24 protein-coding genes and 1 tRNA gene are annotated in these 23,200 nt (G+C 63.9%); 20 read left to right on the top strand and 5 right to left on the bottom strand.

From position 1 onward, the window contains the following. Nucleotides 1-21 precede the first annotated feature (21 nt). The 7 genes from ABZN20_RS09340 to ald all read left to right on the top strand — a co-directional run bounded on the left by ABZN20_RS09340 (nt 22) and on the right by ald (nt 4,839). Nucleotides 22-438, top strand: a complete 417-nt coding sequence (locus tag ABZN20_RS09340) for a YbaY family lipoprotein (protein WP_367027447.1) — start codon at nt 22-24, stop codon at nt 436-438. Between the two features lie 141 nt (nt 439-579). Then, on the top strand, nt 580-1,206 hold the full coding sequence (locus tag ABZN20_RS09335; RefSeq protein ID WP_367027446.1) for a DUF1826 domain-containing protein: 627 nt from the start codon (nt 580-582) through the stop codon (nt 1,204-1,206). Between the two features lie 59 nt (nt 1,207-1,265). Then, a complete protein-coding gene (locus tag ABZN20_RS09330; protein WP_218807622.1) occupies nt 1,266-1,685 on the top strand; it encodes a secondary thiamine-phosphate synthase enzyme YjbQ in 420 nt (139 codons plus the stop codon). A gap of 26 nt (nt 1,686-1,711) precedes the next feature. After that, nucleotides 1,712-2,164, top strand: a complete 453-nt coding sequence (locus tag ABZN20_RS09325) for a DUF411 domain-containing protein (RefSeq protein WP_367027445.1) — start codon at nt 1,712-1,714, stop codon at nt 2,162-2,164. 4 nt (nt 2,165-2,168) lie between these two features. Continuing rightward, complete coding sequence (gene glk, locus ABZN20_RS09320) at nt 2,169-3,179, top strand: glucokinase (RefSeq protein WP_367027444.1); 1,011 nt, start codon at nt 2,169-2,171, stop codon at nt 3,177-3,179. Between the two features lie 125 nt (nt 3,180-3,304). Continuing rightward, nucleotides 3,305-3,736, top strand: a complete 432-nt coding sequence (locus ABZN20_RS09315) for a host attachment protein (RefSeq protein ID WP_218807620.1) — start codon at nt 3,305-3,307, stop codon at nt 3,734-3,736. Continuing rightward, nucleotides 3,733-4,839, top strand: a complete 1,107-nt coding sequence (gene ald / locus ABZN20_RS09310; protein WP_367027443.1) for an alanine dehydrogenase — start codon at nt 3,733-3,735, stop codon at nt 4,837-4,839. The genes ABZN20_RS09315 and ald overlap by 4 nt, the downstream gene beginning before the upstream one ends. A gap of 8 nt (nt 4,840-4,847) precedes the next feature. Here the strand turns inward: ald and ABZN20_RS09305 are convergent, their stop codons facing one another. From ABZN20_RS09305 to map, 3 genes are read right to left on the bottom strand one after another with little or no spacing between them, the layout of a single operon-like run. Further along, entirely contained in the window at nt 4,848-5,165 is a 318-nt protein-coding gene (locus ABZN20_RS09305) for a DUF6763 family protein (protein ID WP_367027442.1), read from the bottom strand. Between the two features lie 42 nt (nt 5,166-5,207). Beyond that, the gene (gene glnD / locus ABZN20_RS09300) at nt 5,208-7,841 is read right to left on the bottom strand and encodes a [protein-PII] uridylyltransferase (protein ID WP_367027441.1); all 2,634 of its coding nucleotides are present in this window, start codon (nt 7,839-7,841) and stop codon (nt 5,208-5,210) included. Next, nucleotides 7,819-8,604 carry a type I methionyl aminopeptidase gene (gene map, locus ABZN20_RS09295; RefSeq protein ID WP_367027440.1) on the bottom strand — a complete coding sequence of 262 codons (786 nt, stop codon included), beginning with the start codon at nt 8,602-8,604 and terminating at the stop codon, nt 7,819-7,821. The genes glnD and map overlap by 23 nt, the downstream gene beginning before the upstream one ends. Nucleotides 8,605-8,837: 233 nt before the next feature. Here map and rpsB point away from each other — a divergent pair, with 233 nt between their 5' ends. The 9 genes from rpsB (at nt 8,838) to ABZN20_RS09250 (ending at nt 17,138) form a co-directional block, all read left to right on the top strand. After that, complete coding sequence (gene rpsB / locus ABZN20_RS09290; RefSeq protein ID WP_367027439.1) at nt 8,838-9,611, top strand: 30S ribosomal protein S2; 774 nt, start codon at nt 8,838-8,840, stop codon at nt 9,609-9,611. Between the two features lie 94 nt (nt 9,612-9,705). Beyond that, a complete protein-coding gene (tsf, locus tag ABZN20_RS09285) occupies nt 9,706-10,587 on the top strand; it encodes a translation elongation factor Ts (protein WP_367027438.1) in 882 nt (293 codons plus the stop codon). Between the two features lie 92 nt (nt 10,588-10,679). Continuing rightward, nucleotides 10,680-11,399, top strand: a complete 720-nt coding sequence (pyrH, locus tag ABZN20_RS09280; RefSeq protein ID WP_218807613.1) for a UMP kinase — start codon at nt 10,680-10,682, stop codon at nt 11,397-11,399. A 7-nt stretch (nt 11,400-11,406) separates the two neighbouring features. After that, complete coding sequence (frr, locus tag ABZN20_RS09275) at nt 11,407-11,964, top strand: ribosome recycling factor (protein WP_218807612.1); 558 nt, start codon at nt 11,407-11,409, stop codon at nt 11,962-11,964. A gap of 13 nt (nt 11,965-11,977) precedes the next feature. Continuing rightward, a complete protein-coding gene (locus ABZN20_RS09270; protein ID WP_218808950.1) occupies nt 11,978-12,766 on the top strand; it encodes an isoprenyl transferase in 789 nt (262 codons plus the stop codon). 45 nt (nt 12,767-12,811) lie between these two features. Beyond that, nucleotides 12,812-13,777 (top strand): phosphatidate cytidylyltransferase, encoded by a 966-nt coding sequence (locus ABZN20_RS09265; RefSeq protein ID WP_367027437.1) that lies wholly within the window; start codon nt 12,812-12,814, stop codon nt 13,775-13,777. 33 nt (nt 13,778-13,810) lie between these two features. After that, nucleotides 13,811-14,995: a 1-deoxy-D-xylulose-5-phosphate reductoisomerase gene (gene ispC, locus ABZN20_RS09260; protein ID WP_367027436.1), complete on the top strand. Its 1,185-nt coding sequence runs from the start codon at nt 13,811-13,813 to the stop codon at nt 14,993-14,995. Continuing rightward, nucleotides 14,995-16,353: an RIP metalloprotease RseP gene (gene rseP, locus ABZN20_RS09255; RefSeq protein ID WP_218807609.1), complete on the top strand. Its 1,359-nt coding sequence runs from the start codon at nt 14,995-14,997 to the stop codon at nt 16,351-16,353. Before ispC ends, rseP begins: the two co-directional genes overlap by 1 nt. 35 nt (nt 16,354-16,388) lie before the next feature. Then, nucleotides 16,389-17,138 (top strand): DsbC family protein, encoded by a 750-nt coding sequence (locus ABZN20_RS09250; protein WP_218807608.1) that lies wholly within the window; start codon nt 16,389-16,391, stop codon nt 17,136-17,138. Nucleotides 17,139-17,183: 45 nt separating this feature from the next. On the opposite strand, the gene mutS is transcribed toward ABZN20_RS09250, so the two are convergent. Then, nucleotides 17,184-19,748 (bottom strand): DNA mismatch repair protein MutS, encoded by a 2,565-nt coding sequence (mutS, locus tag ABZN20_RS09245; RefSeq protein ID WP_367027435.1) that lies wholly within the window; start codon nt 19,746-19,748, stop codon nt 17,184-17,186. Nucleotides 19,749-19,912: 164 nt separating this feature from the next. Here mutS and ABZN20_RS09240 point away from each other — a divergent pair, with 164 nt between their 5' ends. The 3 genes from ABZN20_RS09240 (at nt 19,913) to ABZN20_RS09230 (ending at nt 21,820) form a co-directional block, all read left to right on the top strand. After that, complete coding sequence (locus tag ABZN20_RS09240) at nt 19,913-20,308, top strand: cupin domain-containing protein (RefSeq protein WP_218807606.1); 396 nt, start codon at nt 19,913-19,915, stop codon at nt 20,306-20,308. 105 nt (nt 20,309-20,413) lie between these two features. Next, nucleotides 20,414-20,489, top strand: a tRNA-Thr gene (locus ABZN20_RS09235). Between the two features lie 260 nt (nt 20,490-20,749). Continuing rightward, on the top strand, nt 20,750-21,820 hold the full coding sequence (locus ABZN20_RS09230) for an IS630 family transposase (protein WP_367027434.1): 1,071 nt from the start codon (nt 20,750-20,752) through the stop codon (nt 21,818-21,820). Between the two features lie 439 nt (nt 21,821-22,259). On the opposite strand, the gene ABZN20_RS09225 is transcribed toward ABZN20_RS09230, so the two are convergent. Further along, on the bottom strand, nt 22,260-22,589 hold the full coding sequence (locus tag ABZN20_RS09225; RefSeq protein ID WP_367027433.1) for a hypothetical protein: 330 nt from the start codon (nt 22,587-22,589) through the stop codon (nt 22,260-22,262). Nucleotides 22,590-22,765: 176 nt separating this feature from the next. Here ABZN20_RS09225 and ABZN20_RS09220 point away from each other — a divergent pair, with 176 nt between their 5' ends. Continuing rightward, complete coding sequence (locus ABZN20_RS09220) at nt 22,766-23,164, top strand: type II toxin-antitoxin system VapC family toxin (RefSeq protein WP_218807604.1); 399 nt, start codon at nt 22,766-22,768, stop codon at nt 23,162-23,164. The last annotated feature ends 36 nt before the right edge of the window (nt 23,165-23,200 follow it).

The following is a 23,200-nucleotide window of genomic DNA, read 5'->3' as shown; positions in this document are numbered from 1 at the left end:
CCATGTCTCAAAGGAGTCCCGATGAAATTCCTGGCTTTCGCACTGGCTGCGCCGCTGTTCCTGTCCGCATGCAGCCTGTTTCACAGCGATGAAACCAATCCCCATTTCGCCAAAGTCACCGGCACGGTGAGCTGGCGCGACCGCGTGGAGCTGAATCCGAACGCGGAACTGATCGTCAGCCTGGAAGACGTGACACGCCACGACGTCCGGCCGGTGCTGGTCGGCATGGCCGAGGACACCTGGCCCGGTTCGTCGCCGGTGTCCTTCGAAGTGTCGTTCGACCGGCGGGTGGTGGCGGAAGACCGGCATTACCGGGTGAGGGCCGTGGTCAAGCAGGACGGCGAGACGGTGCTCGCGTCCCGGCATGGTGTGCCGGTGCTGACTTTCGGCCATCCCGACCGCGCCGATCTGGAACTGCACCGCGTTGCCGGCCCTTAGGAGAGGTTCCGAAACGCGCCGTTTCGCCGTTGAGGAATACAAGTTGTCATATTCTCCGGCTATGCTTGCTTTCAGGTTGGAGTGAACCTTGCTTGGGAAACGATACGCGCTCGAGCGGTTCCAGTTCGATGGAGGCAAGACATGGCGGCATTGGCGAGAGTCATCGCACAGGGTGAGGCGGATCTGGTGGCTGCAATAGCCGAGGACGCGGATGAGCTGTTCCGCGAGAGCAAGCCGGGCGTGGACCTGCGGGTCTGCCACCGCGAGCCCGACGCGGCCCTGGGCGGTTTCGTCGATACCTTGCTGCGGCAGATGGTGCGGCTCGATGTGACGCGCGGCATCGATTTCGAAAACTTCGACTTCCGCTCTCTGCTTTCCTGGGCCCAGGACATTCCGGGCTACCGGACTTGGGTGTGGGACGTCACCCAGCTGACCTGCCGCTGGTGCGACTGGCACCGGACCGAATATGCGGTGTTGCGGCTCCGCATCCTGGACGCCGGTGCCGTCGAAGAGGAAACCGGCGGGCTGCAACTGGCTTGCCCTTACGGAGGCGCTCCCAAACCGCGGCGCTTCGATATGGCGCGGGGAGAGGGGGAAACGGAAGCTTCCGACGGCATGTATCGCGTCGCGGCATCCCCCGATCTGGTGCCGCCCTATGCCGTCGCCATCACCACCCCGAAAGCGAGGCAGGTGTTGGATTTCCCCCGCGGACTGGGTCAAATGCCCCGGCGTTTGCTGCTGACCGTCCACGGCCAGCGCGACACCTGACCCGCTTCCGGCCGGCCTGTGGTAGATTACGCCGGGTGTAGGGCGGCAGTGTCGCATTCATGTGGTTTCAGAAGACGATCGTTCTCAAGCCTCGCTCGCGGGGATTCCATCTGATCACTGCGGAAATCACGGCGAACCTGCCCGAGCTGGAGCGGTTTCGCCAAGGTCTGGCCCATTTCTTCATCCAGCACACCTCCGCTTCCCTGACCATCAACGAAAACGCCGACGCCGATGTGCGCCGCGATCTCGAATCCTATCTGCTGGCGCAGGTACCGGAGCGGGCCCCTTATTACCGCCACACCCTGGAAGGGGATGACGACATGCCGGCCCACATCAAGGCCACCCTGGTCGGCAACAGCGTGACCGTTCCCGTGCGGCAGGGCCGGCTGGCCTTGGGGACCTGGCAGGGAATCTATCTGGGCGAGCACCGGACGCACGGCGGAGCCCGCTCCCTCGTCGCCACCTTGCACGGCGACTGATCCACAAACCAAGCACCGAGGCCCATATGCGCAGAACGATACTTTTGGGGCTGGCACTGTGCGCCGCCCTTCCTTTGTCCGCCAAGGAAAAGCCCGCGCCCATGGAGGCGACGGTATACCGCAGCCCGACCTGCGGCTGCTGCAAGAAGTGGGTGGAACACATCCAGGCGAACGGTTTCGCCGTCAAGGACATCGTCAAGGACGACATGGCGGCGGTAAAGCGCGAACTGGGCGTACCGGAGAATCTGGCGTCCTGCCATACCGCGGTGATCGGCGGCTACCGCATCGAGGGCCATGTGCCGGCGGCGGACATCCGCAAGCTGCTGGACGCCAAAGCGCCGCTCCTGGGCCTGAGCGTGCCCGGGATGCCGGCCGGTACGCCGGGGATGGAAGCGGGCGGGCGGAAGGACGCCTACAGCGTCGTCGGTTTCGGGCCGGGCGACAGCGTCCAGTCCGTGCACGACTACGCGGGGGACTGATCCGTTGAGCGGGGCGAAGAGTGTGCTGCTGGCGGGAGACATCGGCGCCACCAAGACGGTCCTCGGGCTGTTCGACTGCTGGGGCGACAGGCTGGTCAGCCTGAGCGAGGCGATTTTCGCGAGCGCGGACTACGCCTCGCTGGAGGCGGTCGTGGCGGAGTTCCTGCGGGGACAGGGGGCAGGGATGCCCGAAGTCGCCTGTTTCGGCGTCCCGGGACCGGTGAGCGAAGGCCGTTGCGAAATCACCAATCTGCCATGGGTCCTGTCCGAGCGGGAACTGGCGGAGGCAACGGGTGTGAGCGCTGTGCGCCTGCTGAACGACGTCCAGGCCATGGCACTGGGCATGGCCTACCGGCTGGGCGAGGACGACTGGGTGGAACTGAACCCCCATGCCGTCCGGCCGCGGCCGGGCAACATCGCGGTGATCGCCGCCGGGACGGGGCTGGGCGAGGCCATTCTGTACTGGGACGGCGAGCGCTACCACGCCCTGCCGACCGAAGGCGGGCACAGCGACTTCGCCCCCAACGGCCCCCTGGAAGAAGGGCTGCTCACCTTTCTGCGGGACCGCTTCTGCGGGCACGTCAGCTATGAGCGGATACTGTCCGGCTCGGGGCTGGCCAATCTCTACGACTACCTGCGCCACGCCGGCGTGGCCCCGGAAAGCGAGGCGCTGCATGCGGCGCTGGCCGGCGCCCCCGACCGTGCGCCGATCATCGCCAAGTGGGCCTTGGAACGGCATGACGCCCTTTGCACCGCGGTGCTCGATCTGTTCGCGGCGATCTACGGGGCGGAGGCCGGGAATCTGGTCCTCAAATCGCTCGCGCTCGGCGGCGTGATCGTCGGCGGGGGCATCGCGCCGAAAATCCTCCCCGTCCTGCAAACCGGGAAATTCATGGCCGGCTTCACGGCAAAGGGAAGGCTTTCCTCCCTGCTGGGGGGGCTGCCGGTGCGGGTGGCCGTTCATCCCCAGCCCGCCCTGCTGGGGGCGGCGCATGCCGCCTCGGCCATGCTTTAGCGGGTCGCCGGGCGATCCAAGCCGGCTCAATTGTGGCAGAATGAAGTCAAGCGGATCCGGCCGAGGCCGGAAACAATCCGTTTGCGATTGCACCCTTTATTCACCATCGGAACATGGAGGACACTATGTTCAAAACATGGGTGGTTGCCGCAGAGAGCAGCCGTGCGCGAATCTTCGCCATCGACAATCGACTGAATCCGCTCAAGGAAATCGACGATCTGGTGCATGCGGAGGGTCGAGCCAAAGAGCAGGATCTGACCTCGGACCGCCCGGGCCGGATGCTGAACAGCTCGACCGAGGGGCGCCACGACTACGAGAAGCCGCAGGATGCCAAGCAGCATGAGGCGCAGGTTTTCGCCAAGCGGGTGGCCGAGCGCCTCGAGCAGGCGCGGGTCAATGGCGATTGCCTCTCGCTCATCCTGATCGCGGGGCCCGAGTTTCTCGGAATGTTGCGGCAGGCTTTGAGCGGTCCCACCGCCAAGCTGGTCAGCAAGACCCTGGACAAGAATCTGGTTCAGAAAACCGAACAGGAAATCCGCAGTTACATTTTCTCATGAAAATCGGCGTACCCAAGGAAATCAAGGACCTGGAAAACCGTGTGGCCGTCACCCCGCAAGGGGTTGCGGCCCTGGTGCGGGCCGGACACGAAGTGCTCGTCGAAGCCTCGGCCGGCCTCGGGTCGGGGTTTGCCGACGAGGAATATCTGGCGGCGGGAGCGCGGCTGGCGGACGCGGCCGGTGCCTGGGCCGCCGAACTCGTGGTCAAGGTGAAAGAGCCGGTGCCGTCGGAATACCCTTACCTCAAGCGGCAGACGGTATTCACCTTCTTCCACCTGGCCGGCGTCGATCCCGGCCTGACCCGGGCGTTGCTGGACGGCGGCACCACGGCGGTGGCTTACGAGACGCTGGAGGACGCGCAGGGGCGTCTGCCGCTGCTCGCGCCGATGAGTGCGGTGGCGGGCAACATGGCCGCTCAGGTCGGCGCTTATTATCTGGCGCGCTTCAACGGCGGCAGGGGAGTGCAACTCGGCGAGGTCATGGGTGTGCGCCACGGCAAGGTCGTGGTGATCGGCGATGGCGTGGTCGGCTCGCATGCCGCCCTCACCGCCTGGGGCATGGGCGCCAACGTCCAGGTCATGGGGCTGGTGCCGGAGAAGGGCGAGGCCCTGTGCCGGCGGGCTCCGGGGCTGGAGTTCTTCCTCTCGGACGGCGCGCGCCTGGCGGAGACCTTGCGCGATGCCGATCTGGTGGTGGGGGCGGTGCTGCAGCCGGGTGCCCGTGCCGATTACATCGTGACCGACGCCATGGTGAGGTCGATGCCGATGGGATCGGTGATCGTCGACGTCAGCATCGATCAGGGCGGCTGCGTGGAGACGTCCAGGCCGACCTCGCATTCGCATTCCCATCCGGTCTACGTGGAGCACGGCGTGATCCACTATTGCGTGACCAACATGCCGGGCGCCTACCCGCGCACTTCGACCCTGGCGCTGACCGACGCGACCCTGCCTTATCTGCTGCGCCTGGCCGATGAAGGCGAAGCCTGCCTGCGGGCCGATCCGGGACTGGCCAAGGCCGTGAACACCTACGACGGCTGTATCACCTGCCGGGCGGCGGCGGAAGACCTCGGACTGCTGGAACGCTATCGTCCGTTTCCCGGCTAGCCGCTCCCTCAGTACGGCTCCTTGTCCTCGTCCTCCAGCACGTCGTCCAGCGTCAGAGCGTCCGTGTCGGGGAGATGCAGATCGGGGTCGCTGTAGCCCAGATCGTCTGTTTCCACGTCGTCGAAAGGCGCGCTCCAGTCTTCCGGAGCTTCGATCTCGACGATCGCGGCCTGGTCCCACGAGTTCCGGTCCAGTTCGCTCAATTCTCCCTCGAGGTACTGTATCTCGATGGTGTCGCTCGCGTCGTCCAGGGCCACGACCCGGAATTGCCTGCCGGTTTCCCCTTCTTCGTACCAGCTGTCTACCTCCGGTATTGCGATTGCCATGCGGATTCTCCTGCTTGTCGTGCCGGCAGCGTACTGCCGCGGTCAGTGGTCGCCCACGAATTCTATCAGCGCCTGCCGCAGGGCTGACCGGTCCGCTTCATCGCTCAGCGGCCGGTCTTCCCGGTCGGTGATGAAGAAAATGTCTTCGGCGCGGCTGCCGATGGTGGAAATTTTAGCATTGTGCAGGCGTATGCCCGTCTGCATGAAAGCCTGGCCGACCTTGGACAGCAGGCCGGGGCGGTCGGTGGCGATCAGTTCGAGGACACTGAACCGGTTCTGCGGGTCATCGTGGAAGAATACCTTGGTCGGCACGGTGAAGTGCCGGATCTGGCGGGCGGCCAGGCGGCTGACCGGAGGCGGCGGAGCGCTGCCGCCGCTCAGCACTTCCTTCAGCCGGTCGCAGATCTGCACCAGGCGGAACAGCCCCTCCGGCGCGGTGCCGGACTGTTCCAGCACATTGAAACTGAGCAGCGCGAACCCCTGGCGCGAGGCGATGATCTTGGCGTCCAGCACGGTGAGCCCGAGCTGGTCGAGCACGGCGGTGCTCTGGGCGAACAGGAAGTCACGGTTGCGGTCGTAAATGAACACTTCGGCACTGCCGCGCAGGCTTTCCGGACGCAGCAGGACCAGGGGCAGATGCTCCGGCCGGCAGGCGGCGATGGCGGTGGTGTGCCAGGCGATTTCCTCGGGCCGGAAGCGCAGGAAATAATCGTCGCCGATGTTCTCCCACACCGCGGTGATGGCGTCCTCGGCCAGGCCGAAGCGTTGCAGGAGCGCCCGCGCCTCGTCCTTGGCGGCGGAGATCTGTTCGGCGTAGTCCGGGGGCGTGTCCAGTCCGCGCCGCAAGGTCCAACTGGTGCTGGTGTAGAGCTCCTGCAGCAGGGCGCCCTTCCAGGAGTTCCAGAGGGATGGATTGGTGGCGCGTATGTCGGCGACGGTGAGCAGATAGAGATGGTTCAGCGTGTTCTGGTTGCGCACGATCCGGGCGAATTCGTGGATGACTTCCGGGTCGCTCAGGTCTTTGCGCTGTGCCGTCATCGACATCACCAGATGGTGCCGCACCAGCCATTTCACCAACTGGGTTTCTCGTGGCCCGATCTGGTGGCGCCGGCAGAATTCCTCGGCGATCTTTTCGCCCACTTCCGAATGGTCACCGCCCGAGCCTTTGGCGATGTCGTGCATCAGCGCGGCGATATAGAGCAGCTCGGGTTTTTCGATGAGCTGGAACAGTTCGTAGCACAGCGGATTTTCGTGCTGGAACGCCTCCAGGGCGAAGCGCCGCAGGTTGCGGACCACGAACAGCGTGTGTTCGTCCACCGTGTAGACATGGAACAGGTCGTACTGCATGCGGCCGACGACCCGGCCGAATTCGGGCAGGTAAGCGGCGAGCACCCCGTAACGGTTCATCCGCCGCAGCTGGTGGGTGATGCCGCCCGGCTGGCGCAGAATGGCCATGAACAGCCGGCAGGCTTCCGGATCGTTGCGGAAGGTGTCGTCGATCAGATGGATGTGCTGGCGGATGAGACGGATGGTGGCGGCGCGGACCCCTTCCAGCGTGCTGTTTTTCTGCAGGATCAGGAACACTTCCAGCAAGGCGAGGGGGTGCTCGCGGAAAACCTCGGGGCGCACGGCTTCCAGGTAATCGTTGACCGCCTGGAAATGGTCGTTGACGGGGGTGGGCGAGAACTCTTCCTCGCGGTGCAGCACGGCCTCGTTGAACAGTTGCAGCAGCAGCTCGTTCAGGCGCTCCACCCCGGTGACGGTGCGGAAGTAGTCCTGCATGAACCCTTCGACGACCTCATTGCTGGTTTCGCCCCGGTAGCCGAAAAGCCCGGCGAGTTCGCGCTGGTAATCGAACAGCAGCCGGTCTTCGCAACGGCCGGTGAGGGCGTGCAGGGCGAAGCGGATTCGCCAGAGGAATTCCTGGGCCTCCTTCAGCTCCCGGTATTCGGCGTCGGTCAGCCAGCCGTATGCGACCAGGTCCTGCAGTCCCCGCGCGTCGCTGTGGCGGCGGATGATCCAGCCGATGAGCTGGATGTCGCGCAGGCCGCCCGGGCCTTCCTTGACGTTGGGTTCGAGGTTGTAGGCCGTGTTGTGGTACTTGGCGTAGCGAATCCGCTGCTCGGCCATCTTCGCCTCGAAGAATGTGGCGGAAGACCACATGCGTTCCGGGGCGATCTCGCTCGTCACCGCATCCCACAGCGCTGCCGAGCCGGCCAGCACGCGGGCCTCCAGCAGGTTGGTGATGACGGTCTGGTCGGCGCGCGCCTCTTCCGCGCATTCGGCCGGTGACCTTACGCTGTGGCCCGGCTTCAGGCCGATGTCCCAAAGAAAGCGCAGAAAATCGGACAGGTCCTGCTGGCGCGACGGCTGCACGGCATCGTCGAGGAGCACCAGCAGGTCGATGTCGGAATGCAGCAGCAGTTCGCCGCGTCCGTAGCCACCGACGGCCACCAGTGCGACGTCGGTGGCGTCCCGCCCGAGGCGCTGGTTCCATGCCTCGGCGAGCAGATGGTCGATGAAAACGGTGCGCTCGCGGATCAGCTCGGCGACGGGGGTGCCGGACCGGAACCGCCCGGCCAGCTCGGCGGCGTTGTGCTGGATCTGCGCCTTGCAGGCCCCGATCCGGTCGGACGGATGAAGGTCGTGCGGTTTATCCGAGTTCGGTTCGCCCAAAATCTTCCTCTTGCCGCAGCGTCAGCACTTCGTAGCCCGTCGGCGTCACCAGCACGGTGTGCTCCCATTGCGCCGAGAGCTTGTGATCCTTGGTGACGGCGGTCCAGCCATCGGAGAGCATCTGCACGTGCCGCTTGCCCTGGTTGATCATCGGCTCGATGGTGAAGATCATTCCCGCTTCCAGCCGGATGTCCAGTTTCGGTTCGAAATAGTGGAGCACTTGCGGTTCCTCGTGGAATTCCCGGCCGATGCCGTGGCCGCAGAATTCCCTCACCACGGAATAATTGTGGTGGCTGGCATGCCGCTCGATGGCGGCGCCGATCCGGTTCAAGGCGGCACCGGGCCGCACTTCGCGTATGCCCAGGTACATGGCCTCCCGGGTGACCTCGACCAGTTGCCGGGCATAGGGCTTGACCTGGCCGACCAGGAACATCTTGCTGGTGTCGCCGTGGAAGCCGTCCTTGATGACCGTGATGTCGACGTTGACGATGTCGCCGTTCTTCAGCTTCTTGGGGCCCGGAATGCCGTGGCAGATGACATGGTTGACCGAGGTGCAGATGGACTTCGGGAATCCTTTGTAATTCAGCGGGGCAGGGACGGCGTGCTGCTCGTCTACGATGAAGTCGTGGCAGATCCGGTCGAGTTCTTCGGTGGTGATGCCGGCCTTGACGTAGGGCGCGATCATGTCCAGGACTTCTGCGGCGAGGCGGCAGGCAACGCGCATGCCTTCGACTTCCTCGGCGCTCTTGATGCTGATGCTCATGAAATTACGGCGGAAACGGGAGGGCTCCCGGTCCGTGGAAGGAGGGAGGGCTGATTGTCCAAACGGTGCCGCTATGGTATAAAGCACAGCTTTATTTGGCAACACACCACACACGCATCGTCACGGCCGGTGGGGTGCCGTCCCATAAGGAGCGGTCGCCGGCCGGGATGCGTGGAGGCGCAACCCTACCGCCGGGGTCTGCCAGCCCGGCAAGACATTATACGGAGAAATCGATGACCTCAGTTACTATGCGCCAGATGCTCGAAGCGGGCGTTCATTTCGGGCACCAGACGCGTTACTGGAATCCGAAGATGGCCCCTTTCATCTTCGGCGCGCGCAGCAATATCCATATCATCAATCTGGAAAAGACGCTGCCCCTGTTCAACGACGCCATGAAATACCTGGAGCAGGTCTCCGCCAACCGCGGTAAGATTCTGTTCGTAGGCACCAAGAAGACCATGCGCAAGGTCATCGAGGAAGAAGCCCGGCGCTGCGGCATGCCTTACGTCAATCACCGCTGGCTGGGCGGCATGCTGACCAATTTCAAGACTATCAAGGCATCCATCGCCCGGATGAAGGATCTGCAGGCCATGCGCGACGATGGCCGTCTCAACCGCTTCAGCAAGAAGGAAGCGCTCGGCATGATGCGCGAGCTGGAGAAGCTGGATTGCAACGTCGGCGGCATCGGCGACATGGACCGCCTTCCCGACGTGATGTTCATCATCGATACGGGTTACGAGAAGAACGCCGTCAGCGAAGCGCGCAAGCTGGGCATCCCCGTCGTGGGCGTGGTGGATACCAACAACAGCCCGTTCGGGATCGACTATGTGATTCCGGGCAACGACGACTCCATCCGTGCGGTCCAGTTGTATGCCCAGAGCGCCGCGACGGCGATTCTGCGCGGCAAGGCGTCCGGCGTGGATTTCGGCACCGCTGCGGCGGATGAATTCGTGGAAATGGAGCCGGAAGCGGAACAGGGGGCCACGGGCGAGAGCCTGGGAGGCTGAGAACCCGCACCCGGCAGTGTCGTGAAAAACGCCTCCGCCCGGAGGCGTTTTTTTGAGATTGATCAACGGTTTTTTATTCGAGAGGATGGCTGTAATGAGCATTACTGCGGGAATGGTGAAGGAGCTGCGCGAACGTACCGGCTCCGGCATGATGGAGTGCAAGAAGGCGCTGACGGAAACCGGCGGCGATCTGGAGGCCGCGGTCGAGCTGATGAGAAAGCAGGGGCTGGCCAAGGCCGACAAGAAATCCGGCCGTACCGCCGCCGAAGGCCGCGTCTGCGTCAAGGTGAGCGAGGACGGCAAAGCCGCGGCCATCGTCGAGGTCAACTGCGAAACCGACTTCGTCGCCAAGGGCGATGATTTCGTCAAGTTCGCCGACGACGTCGCCGCTGCGGCCCTGGCGTCCTCCGCGGCGACCGTCGAAGATTTCCTGGCCGGGCAGATGGCGGACGGCACCCCGGTGGAGCAGGCGCGTCGGGAGATGATCGCCAAGATCGGCGAGAACATCAACGTGCGCCGCTTCGAGCGCCTGAGCAGCCAGGAAGGCAGGGTGGCGAGCTATCTGCACGGTACCCGGATCGGCGTACTGGTCGAGCTGGTCGGCGGCGATGCCGAACTGGGCAAGGACATCGCCATGCATATCGCGGCCAGCAAGCCCCTGTGCTGCGACGAGAAGGGCGTGCCCGCCGAAGTGATCGCCAAGGAAAAGGAAATCTTCAGCGCCCAGGCGCAGGCCAGCGGCAAGCCGGCGAACATCATCGAAAAGATGGTCGAGGGCCGGATCGGCAAGTTCCTCGGCGAGATCACCCTGGTGGGACAGCCGTTCGTCAAGGATCCCGACCAGACGGTGGGCAAGCTCCTGCAGTCCAAAGGCGCTTCGGTGGTGCGTTTCGTCCGCTTCGAAGTCGGCGAAGGCATCGAAAAGGAAGAAACCAATTTCGCCGAGGAAGTGATGGCGCAGGTGCGCGCTTCCTGACGCACCGTGGCCCGGCGCCTTGGCGCGCCGGGCGAACTTCCGGGCCGGGTGTGGCCCGGATCAGAGTGGATTAACCAGCTTCCGACGAGTTTATGACAGAACCGGTATACAAGCGTATCTTGCTCAAGCTCAGCGGCGAAGCCTTGATGGGAGACCAGGGTGCCGGCATAGATGCCGACATCCTGAAGCGGCTCGCGACGGAAATCGACGAGCTGTGCCGGGCCGGCGTCGAGGTCGGTCTGGTCATCGGCGGCGGCAACATCGTCCGTGGCGCCGAAAAAGCCTCCGAAGGACTGGATCGCGTGACCGGCGATCACATGGGCATGCTCGCCACGGTCATCAACGCCCTGGCCATGCAGGATGCCCTCGAGAACCTGGGGCGGCCGGTACGGGTCATGTCGGCCCTCAAGATCAACCAAGTCTGTGAAGACTATATCCGCCGGCGCGCAGTCCGGCATCTGGAAAAAGGGCGGGTCGTGGTCTTCGCCGCGGGCACCGGCAATCCGTTCTTCACCACCGATTCCGCCGCCAGCCTCAGAGCCATCGAGATCGGCGCTGACCTGCTGATCAAGGCCACCAAGGTCGACGGCGTCTATTCGGCCGATCCCCTGAAGGATCCCGAAGCGAAATTCTATTCGCGCCTGACGTACGACGAGGCGCTGGATCAGCGTCTCAATGTCATGGACACGACGGCGCTGGTGCTGTGCCGCGATTACAAGATGCCGCTGCGGGTCATGAACGTTTTTCGCCCAGGCGCGGTGATGCGCCTGATTCGGGGCGAGGATATCGGATCTTTGCTGGTAACGGGGTAATGAACATATGATCAACGACATACAGAAACGTACCGCGGAGCGGATGCAGAAGAGCATCGAGGCCCTGAAGCACGAATTCGCCAAAATTCGCACCGGGCGTGCCCACCCGAGCCTGCTGGAGCATATCCGGGTGTCTTATTACGGCAATGAGGTGCCGCTGACCCAGGTCGCCAACGTCGCGGTAGAGGACGCCCGCAGCCTGGCGGTCACCCCCTGGGAGCGGAACATGGTGCAGGCGATCGAGAAAGCGATCATGACCTCGGACCTGGGGCTCAATCCCTCAACCGCCGGCACGGTCATCCGGGTGCCGCTGCCGCCGCTGACCGAGGAGCGCCGCCGCGACCTGATCAAGGTGGTGCGCCATGAGGCCGAGAACGGGCGGGTGGCGATCCGGAATATCCGCCGCGACGCCAACAACGAACTCAAGGCGGCGCTCAAGGAGAAGCTGATTTCCGAGGACGAGGACCGCCGCAGCCAGGAGCAGATCCAGAAAACCACGGACCAGTTCATCAAGGAAGTGGACAAGCTTCTGGAGCAAAAGGAAGCCGACCTGCTTGCTGTTTAGCACTCTGCGATCGATGGTTTTCTCGCCGGACAATATCAAGCCGGTGGCGCTTGCCCCGGAAGATGGCGCCAGGACGCGCAGCCTCCCCCGCCATGTCGCCATCGTCATGGATGGCAACGGCCGCTGGGCGCAAGAGCGCTATTTGCCCCGAACCGCCGGCCATCGCGCCGGCGTCGGCGCGGTCCGCAAGGTGGTGGAGCACTGCGCGAAGCGGGGCGTGGAAGCGCTGACGCTGTTCGCGTTCAGCAGCGAGAACTGGCGCCGTCCCGAGCAGGAGGTCTCCGTGCTGATGGAGCTTTTCCTGTCGACGCTGGAACGGGAAACGGAAAAGCTGCACCAGAACGGCGTACGCCTTCGCATCATCGGCGACCGCACGGCCTTTGGGGAGGCTCTGCGCGAGCGGATGGACGCCGCCGAATCACTGACCCGCAACAATACCGGCTTGCAACTGGCAATCGCGGCGAATTACGGCGGGCGCTGGGATATCGTCCAGGCGGTCCAGACCCTGGCGGCGAAGGTCCGGCAGGGCGAGCTGCCGCCTGAGCAGATCACGGCGGACATGCTGCAGCAGCAGCTCGCCCTGGCCGATCTCCCCGAGCCGGACCTTTTCATCCGCACCGGTGGCGAGCGCCGGATCAGCAACTTCCTCCTCTGGCAGCTTGCCTATACGGAGCTGTATTTCACGCCCCTGCTGTGGCCGGAATTCGACGAGGATGCGCTGGATCTCGCGTTCGAGGACTACGCCGGCAGGCAGCGCCGGTTCGGCTATACCGGGGAACAGGTCGCGGGCCAGATGCCCTGACCTCATGCCGCCAAGATTTTCCAACTCACCCAATCCGATTCCGCCATGTTCAAAAATCGCTTGATTACGGCCCTGGTCCTGGCGCCACTGGTCATCGCGGCCGTCCTGCTGCTTAAGCCCACCGCGTTTTCGGCGGTGTGGGGGGGCGTGATCCTGCTCGCCGCCTGGGAATGGGCGGGCGTCTCCGGTGTGGACAACCGCGTCGGGCGGATCGCTTTCCTCGCCGCCCTCGGACTGCCCATGGTTTTCGCCAGTGCGTGGGCGCCCTATACGGTCGACTGGCTGATGTGGCCGGTGGTGGCGTGGTGGTTCGCCGTCGGCATGCTGCTGCGGGCCAGGCCGGACAAAGCGCTGGCGATCCGGCTGCCGGTGGGGCTGAAGCTGGGGCTGGGCTGGTTCATCCTGCTCACCTCCTGGATCCTGTTCATCTGGCTGCGCTTCAATTTCGGCGCCGTACAGGCGCTGTATCTGCTGGTGCTGATTTCTTTCGCGGACATTGCCGCCTATTTCGTCGGGCGCAACTGGGGCTTCACCAAGCTGATGCCGGAAATCAGTCCCGGCAAGACGGTCGAGGGGCTGTACGGCGCTCTGGCGGTCTCGGCCGTCCTGGCAGTCGCCGTGGGGCTGTGGTTCAAGCTGGAGCCTTTGACCATCGCCGATTTCGTCATCCTTTCCGTCGTCACCGTCGTGATTTCCGTGGGTGGCGATTTGTTCGAAAGCCTGCTCAAGCGGCAGCGCGGCGTGAAGGATAGCGGATCGCTCCTGCCCGGCCATGGCGGAGTGCTCGACCGGATCGACGCTTTGCTGGCCTCGGTCGCGGTCTTCTACGCCGGCTCCATGCTTCTCGGCCTGTTTCTGCAGACCGCGGAGCCCGTGACGATCGAAGTGCCCGCCGAAATGGAGGGCGCGCCGGTTCAGGTCGAGCCGATCCAGCCGGAAAGCGATGAAAGCGTTCCGGAACCGATGGAGCCGGAAGACGCCGGGACCGATGAATCGGCTCCGGAAGAGTAAACCGCGGCGCTGGCAGAAATCCTGGAGAATTCCGTGAAAGGCATATGCATACTCGGCTCCACCGGCTCGATCGGCGTCAGCACGCTCGATGTGGTGGCGCGCCATCCCGACCGCTACCGCGTGGTGGCATTGACCGCCAACGGCAACATCGACCGCTTGTTCGAGCAATGCCGCGATCACCGGCCGCGCTATGCGGTGGCGATCCGGGCCGAGGCCGCGGCGGATCTGCGGGAGCGGCTGGTGGCAGCGGGTCTGGGCGGCATCGAGGTACTGTCCGGTCCGGGAGCACTGGAACAGGTCGCCTCCCTCCCGGAGGTGGACAGCGTGATGGCGGCGATCGTCGGCGCCGCAGGGCTGCTGCCCACCCTGGCGGCGGCGCGGGCCGGCAAGGAGGTGTTGCTGGCCAACAAGGAAGCGCTGGTGATGTCCGGCCAGTTGTTCATGGCCGAAGTGGTCCGGGCGGGGGCCAGGCTGCTGCCGATCGACAGTGAGCACAACGCGGTGTTCCAGTGCATGCCGGCGGCTTATCGCGCCGGCACCGAGGCCGTCGGGGTGCGCCGCATCCTGCTCACCGCTTCCGGAGGGCCGTTCCTCAACACCCCCATCGCCGAGCTGGAGTCGGTCACGCCGGAGCAGGCCGTGGCGCATCCGAACTGGGTGATGGGCCGGAAGATATCGGTCGATTCGGCCACCATGATGAACAAGGGTCTGGAAGTGATCGAGGCCTGTCTGCTGTTCAACGCTAAGCCCGACGACGTGCAGGTCGTCGTGCACCGCCAGAGCGTGATCCATTCCATGGTGGACTACGTCGACGGCACCGTGCTGGCCCAGATGGGGACCCCCGACATGCGTATTCCGATCGCCCACGCGCTCGCCTGGCCCGAGCGTTTCGAATCCGGCGCGGAACCTCTCGATCTGTTCGCTGTCCACCAATTGAACTTCGAGCGTCCTGACCTTGCCCGTTTCCCTTGCCTGCGCCTGGCCTACGAGGCGGTGCGGGCGGGGGGCACGGCGCCGGCGATCCTGAATGCGGCCAACGAGGCCGCGGTCGCTGCGTTCCTGGACCGACGGCTGGCTTTCACCGGCATACCGCGGGTGATCGAGCACTGCATGGCGACGGTTGCGGCCGGAGCGGTGGATGCCATCGATTCGGTCTTGCAAGCGGACGCGGAAACCCGCAAGGTAGCGGAGACGTACATCGGCAACTGTAGGATTTAATGTCTCTCATCCACACGGTTTTCTATTTTCTCATCGCTCTGGCGCTGCTCATCGCGGTGCACGAGTTCGGCCATTACTGGGTGGCGCGCAAGCTCGGCGTGAAAGTGCTGCGGTTCTCCCTCGGTTTCGGCACGCCCCTCCTGCGCTGGCAAAGGAAACCGGACGGCACCGAATTCACGCTGGCCGCCATCCCCATCGGCGGCTACGTCCGCATGGTCGACGAGCGGGAAGGGACGGTCGCTCCGGCCGACCTTCCTTACGCCTTCAACCGGCAGCGCCTCCCGGTGCGGTTCGCCATTGTCGCTGCGGGACCGATCTTCAATTTCCTTCTGGCCATCCTGCTTTACTGGGGCGTGTTCATGGTCGGCGAGACCGGCATACGGCCGGTGCTCGGGCCGGTGGAAGCGGGCACCTTCGCCGCCGAGGCGGGGTTCGAGCCGGAGGACGAGATCCTCGCCGTCGACGGCGATCCGACGCCGACCTGGGGTCTCGCCGTCGGGCGGATCTTCGAGCGGGTCATGGACGAGGGAGCCGTCGAGGTCGAGGTGAAGACCGGCGATGGCGGACGCGCGGTCCGTACCCTCAGCATTCCGGCCCACGTGCTCAACACCCCGGAAGTCCTGGGGGACCGGCTCGGCCTGCAACCCTGGGAGCCGGAGCTACCGCCGGTGGTCGAGCGGACGGAGCCCGGCGGTCCGGCGGAGCGGGCCGGCATGAAACCCGGCGACCTGCTGCTTTCGGCGGACGGTGAGGCGCTGCGCACCTGGCGCCAGTGGGTCGACATCGTGCGCGCCCGTCCCGGCCAGAAAATCGGGCTGGTGGCCGAGCGTGACGGCGTGCATGTATCCCTGGAGGTCCGGCCCGACACCGTCAACGGGCCGAAAGGTCCGATCGGGAGGATAGGCGCGGTGGCCCGGATACCGGATTCGGTGCGGGCCGCGATGGAAGTGGAGTATCGGCTGGGCGTGCTGCCGGCCCTGGGCGCGGCGGCGGAGCGCACCGGCGATTACGCGTGGCTCTCGCTCAAGATGATCGGGCGCATGCTCATCGGCAAGGCGACCGTGGAAAACCTGAGCGGCCCCATCAGCATCGCCCAGTACGCCGGACAGTCCGCCAAGCTGGGCCTCTTGCATTTCGTCAAGTTCCTGGCCTTGATCAGCGTCAGCCTCGGCGTGCTCAATCTGCTGCCGGTCCCGGTGCTGGACGGCGGCCACCTGATGTTCTATCTGATCGAAGCGGTGAAAGGCGGCCCGCTTTCCGAAAGGACCCAGATGCTGGCGCAGCAGGTCGGGCTTTTCATCCTGATCGCGCTGATGGCGCTCGCTTTCATGCTCGACATCGAACGGCTGTTTTCCTAAGCTCCCAATTCCTTCCCATCCCGAGGTATCCCCTGATGAAACCTGCGTTCCGTTCCCTGCTGTCCCTGGTCGCGCTCCTGGCTGTACCCGTCTCGTCCGTCCTGGCGGACGCCAAAGCCGTGGAGGATGCGATCAAGCAGGCATTGCCGGGGGTGAAGCCCGATTCCATCAAGCCCTCGCCGATGGCCGGCATTTCCGAGGTCGTCGTCGGTCCCAAGCTGTTCTATGTCTCCGACGATGGCAAATACCTGATCCAGGGCTCGCTGATCGACCTCAAGAACCGGGAAGACCTCACCGAACCCAAGCTGGCTGCCGCGCGGATCGGGGCGCTGGAAAAGCTGGGCGAGAAGAACATGATCGCGTTCAAACCGAAGATCGGCAAATACGTGGCCTACGTGTTCACCGACATCGATTGCGGCTACTGCCGCAAGCTCCATTCGGAGATGGACAATTACCTCAAGGAAGGCATCGAGATCCGTTACCTGTTCTTCCCGCGGGCAGGGGAGGGCTCGGATTCCTGGGACAAGGCGGTCAGCGTATGGTGCGCCAAGGACCGCAACGCCGCTCTGACCAAGGCCAAGAAGGGCGAGAAGGTGGAAGAAAAATCCTGCGACAACCCTGTGACGGAGCAGATGGCGCTGGGAACCGCCATCGGTGCCCAAGGCACGCCGATGATCGTCACCGGCGGCGGCAACGTGCTGCCGGGCTACGTTCCGGCCGAGCAGCTCGTCCGCATGCTGAAACATGAAAAGGACGAAGGCGGCAAGCAGGCCAAGACGCCGTAATCTCCCTTTCCGAGCCCGGCGGCGAACCGCGCCGCCGGGCCGTCTTCACAGCGACTGCTTCAGCTCGAACAACAGATTCAAGGCCTCGCGCGGGCTGAGGCCGTCGATGTCCAAGGTTTCCAGCCGCCGCACCACGGGGTGCGGCTCCGGCGCCAGGAACAAATCGAGCTGGGTCACCGGCGCAGCTTGCTGATGGGCCGAACGCGCCTGCCGTTCCAGTTGGTCCAGTTTTCGCCGCGCGTTGTCGACCACCGTCCGCGGTACCCCCGCCAGCGCAGCCACCTGTAGACCATAGCTCTGGCTCGCGGGTCCGTCCTGGACCGCATGCAGGAACACCACCTTGTCGCCGTGCTCCACGGCGTCCAAGTGTACGTTGCCGACGCCGTCGCATTCCTCGGCCAGCGCCGTCAGTTCGAAATAATGGGTGGCGAACAGCGTATAGGCGCGGGTCTCCCGCGCGAGGTGCTCGGCGCAGGCCCAGGCCAGCGAAAGCCCGTCGAAGGTGCTGGTGCCGCGGCCGATTTCGTCCATCAGCACCAGACTCTCAGTCGTGGCGTTGTGCAGGATGTTGGCGGTCTCGGTCATTTCCACCATGAAGGTGGAGCGGCCGCTGGCGAGGTCGTCGGAGGCGCCGATGCGGGTGTAGATGCGGTCGATCGGGCCGATCTCGGCTTCCGCCGCCGGGACGTGGCTCCCGATGTGGGCCATCAGCACGATGATCGCGGCCTGCCGCATGTAGGTCGACTTGCCGCCCATGTTCGGCCCGGTGATGACCAGCATGCGCCGGTCCGGACCGAATTCCAGGTCATTGGGCACGAATGGCATGCCGCTGACCTGTTCGACCACCGGATGGCGCCCTCCGACGATGCGGATACCCGGTGCATCCACCAGTCGCGGCGCAACCCAGTTCAGCCGCTCGGCGCGCTCCGCCAGGGTCGCCAGCACGTCCAGTTCGGCCAGCCCCGCCGCGCAGTCTTGCAGCGCAGGCAGCCAATTCCCGAGCGTTTCCAATAATTCGTCGTAGAGCGCCTTCTCGCAGGACAGTGCCCTTTCGCGGGCACTCAGTACCTTGTCCTCGAAGGCTTTCAGCTCCGGCGTGATGTAGCGCTCGGCGTTCTTCAACGTCTGGCGCCGGCTGTAGTGCACCGGCGCCTTTTCGGCTTGGCTCCGGGGCAGTTCGATGTAGAACCCCTGCACCCGGTTGTAGCCGACCTTGAGGCTGGCGAGGCCGGTGCGCTCACGCTCCTTCTCTTCCAGATCGACCAGGAATTGGTCGGCGTTCTCGCTCAACTGGCGTAGTTCGTCGAGCTCGGCGTGGTAGCCGTCGGCGATCACGCCGCCGTCGCGGATCAGCATCGGCGGATTATCGACGATGGCCCGCTGCAGCAGGCCGCTCAGCTCGGGCTGGTCGACGATGCGCCGCGCCAGCCCGCCCAGCAGCGCGCCTTCGATGCCGTCAAAGCTGTCCCGGATCGCGGGCAGGGTCTGCAGGGTCTGGCGCAGTGTAGTGAGATCGCGCGGTCTGGCCGACTTCAGGGCGATACGGGCGGCGATCCGCTCGACGTCCCCCACGCCGCGCAGCAGATCGTGCAGGGCTTCGAAGCGGCGGTCCGCCAGCAACTCGCCGATCGCTTCCTGGCGCAGCCGGATGGTCGTCCGGTCGCGCAAGGGTTGATGCAGCCAGCGCCGCAGCAGCCTCCCGCCCATCGCCGATCCGGTCCGGTCCAGGATGCCCAGCAGGGTGAATTCGGCGCGGCCGGAAGGATGCCAGTCCAGCTCCAGATTGCGCCGGCTGGCGGCGTCCAGGCTGATGTATTCCGCGCCGGTCTCTGCACGGACGCTGCGGATGTGGGGCAGGGCGCTGCGCTGGGTGTCGCGCAGGTATTGCAGCAGGCACCCGGCGGCGCCCAGCGCCAAGCCCAGATGCTCGCAGCCGAAGCCCGACAGGTCACGGGTGCCGAACTGGTTCAGCAACTGGCGGCGGCCGCTCTCCGGATCGAAATGCCAGGGCGGACGCCGGGTCAGGCCCCGCTGCCCCGACAGCCCCTCCGCCTGCAGTTCGTCTTCGCTGACCAGGAGCTCGGCCGGGTTCAGCCGCGCCAGCTCGTTCAGAAGCTGCGCGGCCGACTCCGGCTGCTGCAAGGTGAAACGGCCGCCGGACAGATCCAGCACCGCCAGCCCGAACACCGAGCCGTCGCGGGCGATCGCCGCCAGCAGGTTGTCGCGGCGCTCCTCCAGCAGCGCCTCGTCGGTCACCGTGCCGGGTGTGACGATCCGCACCACCTTGCGCTCCACCGGCCCCTTCGAAGTGGCCGGATCGCCGATCTGCTCGCAGATCGCCACCGATTCGCCCTGCCGGATCAGGCGCGCCAGATAGCCGTCGACCGCGTGGTAGGGAATTCCCGCCATCGCGATGCGTTCGCCGCCCGACTCGCCCCGGCTGGTCAAGGTCAGGTCCAGCAGCTTCGCTGCCCGCCGGGCGTCTTCGAAGAACAGCTCGTAGAAATCGCCCATCCGGTAAAACAGCAGCTGGTCCGGATGCTCCGCCTTGATGCGGAGAAACTGCTGCATCATCGGAGTGTGTCTGGACAGGTCGGGCTGATCGGTCATCGGATGGAGCTTCGGGTGGGGCAGCGTGCCATGGAGCGGGGCTAAATTGCGGATTTTAACCGAATCGTGAGGGCATCGCCGGCTTTCGGCGCGCGATCGCGTATACTGCGGTCAGCCCCGGAGCCGCTACAGGCGGCCGTCAGCAACCCCGAAGAGCACTCGTCATGACTCAGGCAAGTATCTATTGCGGATCGGCGACGGAATACTATTTCGACGAACGTTGCTACATCACTGAATGGTGGAATTCCACCGACGATGCGGATGTTTCCGTCGCGCGAGCCAGGGTTGAACCCGGCGTCACCACCCGGCTGCACCGCCTCAGCAACACGACGGAGCGTTACCTGATCCTGGATGGCCAGGGACGGGTTGAAATCGAGGGTTTGGCACCTTCGGTCGTTGGGCCTGGGGATGTGGTTGTCATACCGTCGGGTGTTTCCCAGCGCATCTCCAACACGGGCGGGAACGACTTGGTATTTCTCGCCGTATGCACGCCGAGATTCACACCGGACGCATACGAAGACATCGATACCGATGGCATGGACGAGGTTCAGTTGCGATGAAGAACGATGATGAGTCCTACGACGGGGTTCGCCCCACGACCTCTGCACATCTCCCAGTTGTGTCAGCCAAGTCGTCTGCCTATAATGCGCGTTCCAGGAAACAAAGCCGGTGTAGCTCAGTCGGTAGAGCAGCACATTCGTAATGTGCGGGTCGTAGGTTCAAATCCTATCACCGGCTCCAATGATTCAATGGCTTACCACCGAAATCTTCGGGTCTCACCTTGCCGGTGCAGCTGTTTCGTAACCTGCCGCCGGGTTCTTTCATCATGTTGCTGGCGTGCGTAGTCAGACGGTCGCCGCTGAGGCGCGTGTGTACCGGCAAGCCATTTCCGCCGATCCCCCTGTTCCCAGTTCGTCGGGTAAGTGCCGCGCTAGTGTCTAATTGCATTATTAAGCGACTGTAATATCATGTCTCCGTTACCCACAGGAACGGAGGGAAGGATGGCGCGAGTTGCCATATCGGTGAGTTGTACGGACCAAGATCGGCGTGAGTTGGAGCGTTTGAGCAATAGCCGCACCGATGAGGCTCGTCTGGTCGAGCGCGCCAAGATTGTCATGGGCTGCCTGGCGGGCAAGCGCAATGACGAGATTGCTGCTGAGTTGGGCATCCGGCCCGGCACGGTGGGTATCTGGCGCAGACGCTTTGCGGCTGAAGGGTTGAAAGGACTGCGTGATCGAAAAAGACCGGGCAAGCCTCCGCGGTACCCGCCGTCCGAGTTGCGCAATCGATTGCTTGCGCAGATTGAACAGCCGCCGCCGGCCGGACAGGCGACGTGGGATGGCGGGTCGTTGTCGAAAGCCTTGGGGGTTTCCGATGATGCCGTCTGGCGTCTGTTGCGCAAAGAAGGCATCCAACTCCAGCGGCATCGCTCGTGGTGCGTCAGCACGGACCCTCAGTTTGCCATCAAGTCGGCCGACATTATCGGGCTGTACCTGAATCCGCCGCAAAATGCGTTGGTCATTTCCGTTGATGAAAAGCCTTCCATTCAGGCGCTGGAAAGGGCCAGCGGTTTCGTCTTTACCAGCAGCGGCAAGCTGGTTCGTGGATTGAAAAGCACCTATAAGCGCCATGGCACGATCAATCTTTTTGCGGCCTTGAATGTGGCGACCGGTACCATTCAGTCCAAAACCACCACGACCAAGAAGCGTCCTGACTTTCAGGCCTTTCTCGATGAGGTGGTCGCCGATGTTCCGGCTGATCGGGAAATTCATGTGATTCTCGACAACTATTGCACTCACAAGAAGAACGATGACTGGTTGGCCGCCCATCCCAACGTGCACTTTCACTTCACGCCCACTTCAGCCAGTTGGTTGAACCAAGTGGAAATCTGGTTTGGCATCATGACCCGCAAGGCCTTACGTGGGGCCAGTTTCAACAGCATCGACCAACTGGCGCAGGCGATCAACGATTTCATCGCCGCCTACAACGACAAGGCCGCCCCATTCGTCTGGCGCAAGCGGGACGTCAAAGGCTCCCAGCTGCGCAATACTATCGCTAATTTACGCAATTAAACACTAGGACCTGCCAGATGCCAAGATGTGCGGCAGATCGTGCCCGCCGAGAGTCCATGATGCCGCATCGCTCCAGTTTTTACGGGCTCGTTGGCACGTCTACTTCTCACGGCCATCGATGAGGACCTTCAAGCGTGCAGGCTCGTACGGAAATCCAGTCCACCGAGTGTGCGGAGCGGAAGCCGGCCGGCGGTTGTACTCTTCCATATTGTGAAATATTGACTACGCTTTAGGGGTAAGGCTACCGGTGAGATGGCCAGGCTTGTAGCGATTGGGTGAGGAACGACATGAGCGGAGAAGAGTTTGCCAGGGCTTTGAAAGTTGAGAAGTTGGCAGGCGGTGTGAGAGTCGAGTTCCCGAACGGAAGCTTCTATGAGGCGCCGCGCGACGACTGGGCGATGGATCTCAGCGAGGCGGGACACAGGCTCAGCTTGGAAGCTCAAGACTTCTGGGCGTTTTCTCTGGCACGAATCAAGATATTGCAATGCACCCGGTAAGCAAATCTAAAGCTGTCTGGGAAAACGCTGCAAGGAACGGTTGCGCGGTGAGGCGGGGCTGCTTCGGCCCATTGTATCGGGTAACCGCCTAACTGCAGATCCTCGATTTCATACGCGTCGGCTTCGATGATCTGATGCCGAGCGAACAAAGTCGGATCCAATGTCTCACCTTCCTGAGTGACGACGACGGGCAGGCCATAGGGCGACCTCTCGAAAGCCGTCGTGACAGAGAGAGCCAGCTCTTCTCCGGTAATGATGTTTCGAGTCAACATCCCCATTTCTCCAACCACCCCTTTTTCCAATCTTAAGCACGTATCGTTCCACTCGGTTTTTGGGGTCTGATCGCACGATATCGGCTGCCTTACGGGGCTCCACACCGGTTCCCATCGGCTATTACGTTGCCTCCGGGCGACAGTAGGACTAATCGATCGGCGGAGTCGCTGGACTGATGGCTTACCTTCTGGACACGAACGCCGCGATTGCCCTGATGAAAGAGCATCCCCTGGTGGTGAACCATGTTCGCAGGGTGGGGCGGGGCAAGCTGCACTTGTGTGCTCCAGTGGAGGCGGAATTGTGGCTCGGCGTCTGCAAGAGCGGGAAACCGGAAGAGAACCGCGAGCGGCTGCTTACCTTGTTGTCATGGCTGCCGAGTCTCCCTTTCGCCGGCGAGGCGACCCGCCATTTCGGCAAGATTCGGGCGTTTCTGGCAAGCCAGGCAACGCCCATCGGTCCTTACGATTTACAAATCGGTGCCATTGCGGGAGCCCACGGCATGACACTGGTGACCCACAACACCCGTGGATTCGCCCGCATCCCCGGTCTGGTCCTGGAAGACTGGCAGGGGTGATCGCGGCCGTTTCGCCCCTGCCAAGACGTTGCGCCC

Source organism: Methylococcus sp. ANG (assembly GCF_040730495.1).
In the GTDB taxonomy this organism is placed as follows: domain Bacteria; phylum Pseudomonadota; class Gammaproteobacteria; order Methylococcales; family Methylococcaceae; genus Methylococcus.
The sequence above is the reverse complement of the archived record's forward strand: the minus strand, read 5'-3'. Positions and strand labels throughout refer to the sequence as shown.

Bases quoted from the DNA above. Each gene is read 5' to 3' on its own strand.
- ABZN20_RS09340 (WP_367027447.1), top strand. From the start codon at position 22: ATGAAATTCCTGGCTTTCGCACTGGCTGCGCCGCTGTTCCTGTCCGCA.
- ABZN20_RS09335 (WP_367027446.1), top strand. From the start codon at position 580: ATGGCGGCATTGGCGAGAGTCATCGCACAGGGTGAGGCGGATCTGGTG.
- ABZN20_RS09330 (WP_218807622.1), top strand. From the start codon at position 1,266: ATGTGGTTTCAGAAGACGATCGTTCTCAAGCCTCGCTCGCGGGGATTC.
- ABZN20_RS09325 (WP_367027445.1), top strand. From the start codon at position 1,712: ATGCGCAGAACGATACTTTTGGGGCTGGCACTGTGCGCCGCCCTTCCT.
- ABZN20_RS09315 (WP_218807620.1), top strand. From the start codon at position 3,305: ATGTTCAAAACATGGGTGGTTGCCGCAGAGAGCAGCCGTGCGCGAATC.
- ald (WP_367027443.1), top strand. From the start codon at position 3,733: ATGAAAATCGGCGTACCCAAGGAAATCAAGGACCTGGAAAACCGTGTG.
- ABZN20_RS09305 (WP_367027442.1), bottom strand. From the start codon at position 5,165: ATGGCAATCGCAATACCGGAGGTAGACAGCTGGTACGAAGAAGGGGAA.
- map (WP_367027440.1), bottom strand. From the start codon at position 8,604: ATGAGCATCAGCATCAAGAGCGCCGAGGAAGTCGAAGGCATGCGCGTT.
- rpsB (WP_367027439.1), top strand. From the start codon at position 8,838: ATGACCTCAGTTACTATGCGCCAGATGCTCGAAGCGGGCGTTCATTTC.
- tsf (WP_367027438.1), top strand. From the start codon at position 9,706: ATGAGCATTACTGCGGGAATGGTGAAGGAGCTGCGCGAACGTACCGGC.
- pyrH (WP_218807613.1), top strand. From the start codon at position 10,680: ATGACAGAACCGGTATACAAGCGTATCTTGCTCAAGCTCAGCGGCGAA.
- frr (WP_218807612.1), top strand. From the start codon at position 11,407: ATGATCAACGACATACAGAAACGTACCGCGGAGCGGATGCAGAAGAGC.
- ABZN20_RS09270 (WP_218808950.1), top strand. From the start codon at position 11,978: ATGGTTTTCTCGCCGGACAATATCAAGCCGGTGGCGCTTGCCCCGGAA.
- ABZN20_RS09265 (WP_367027437.1), top strand. From the start codon at position 12,812: ATGTTCAAAAATCGCTTGATTACGGCCCTGGTCCTGGCGCCACTGGTC.
- rseP (WP_218807609.1), top strand. From the start codon at position 14,995: ATGTCTCTCATCCACACGGTTTTCTATTTTCTCATCGCTCTGGCGCTG.
- ABZN20_RS09250 (WP_218807608.1), top strand. From the start codon at position 16,389: ATGAAACCTGCGTTCCGTTCCCTGCTGTCCCTGGTCGCGCTCCTGGCT.
- mutS (WP_367027435.1), bottom strand. From the start codon at position 19,748: ATGACCGATCAGCCCGACCTGTCCAGACACACTCCGATGATGCAGCAG.
- ABZN20_RS09240 (WP_218807606.1), top strand. From the start codon at position 19,913: ATGACTCAGGCAAGTATCTATTGCGGATCGGCGACGGAATACTATTTC.
- ABZN20_RS09230 (WP_367027434.1), top strand. From the start codon at position 20,750: ATGGCGCGAGTTGCCATATCGGTGAGTTGTACGGACCAAGATCGGCGT.
- ABZN20_RS09225 (WP_367027433.1), bottom strand. From the start codon at position 22,589: ATGTTGACTCGAAACATCATTACCGGAGAAGAGCTGGCTCTCTCTGTC.
- ABZN20_RS09220 (WP_218807604.1), top strand. From the start codon at position 22,766: ATGGCTTACCTTCTGGACACGAACGCCGCGATTGCCCTGATGAAAGAG.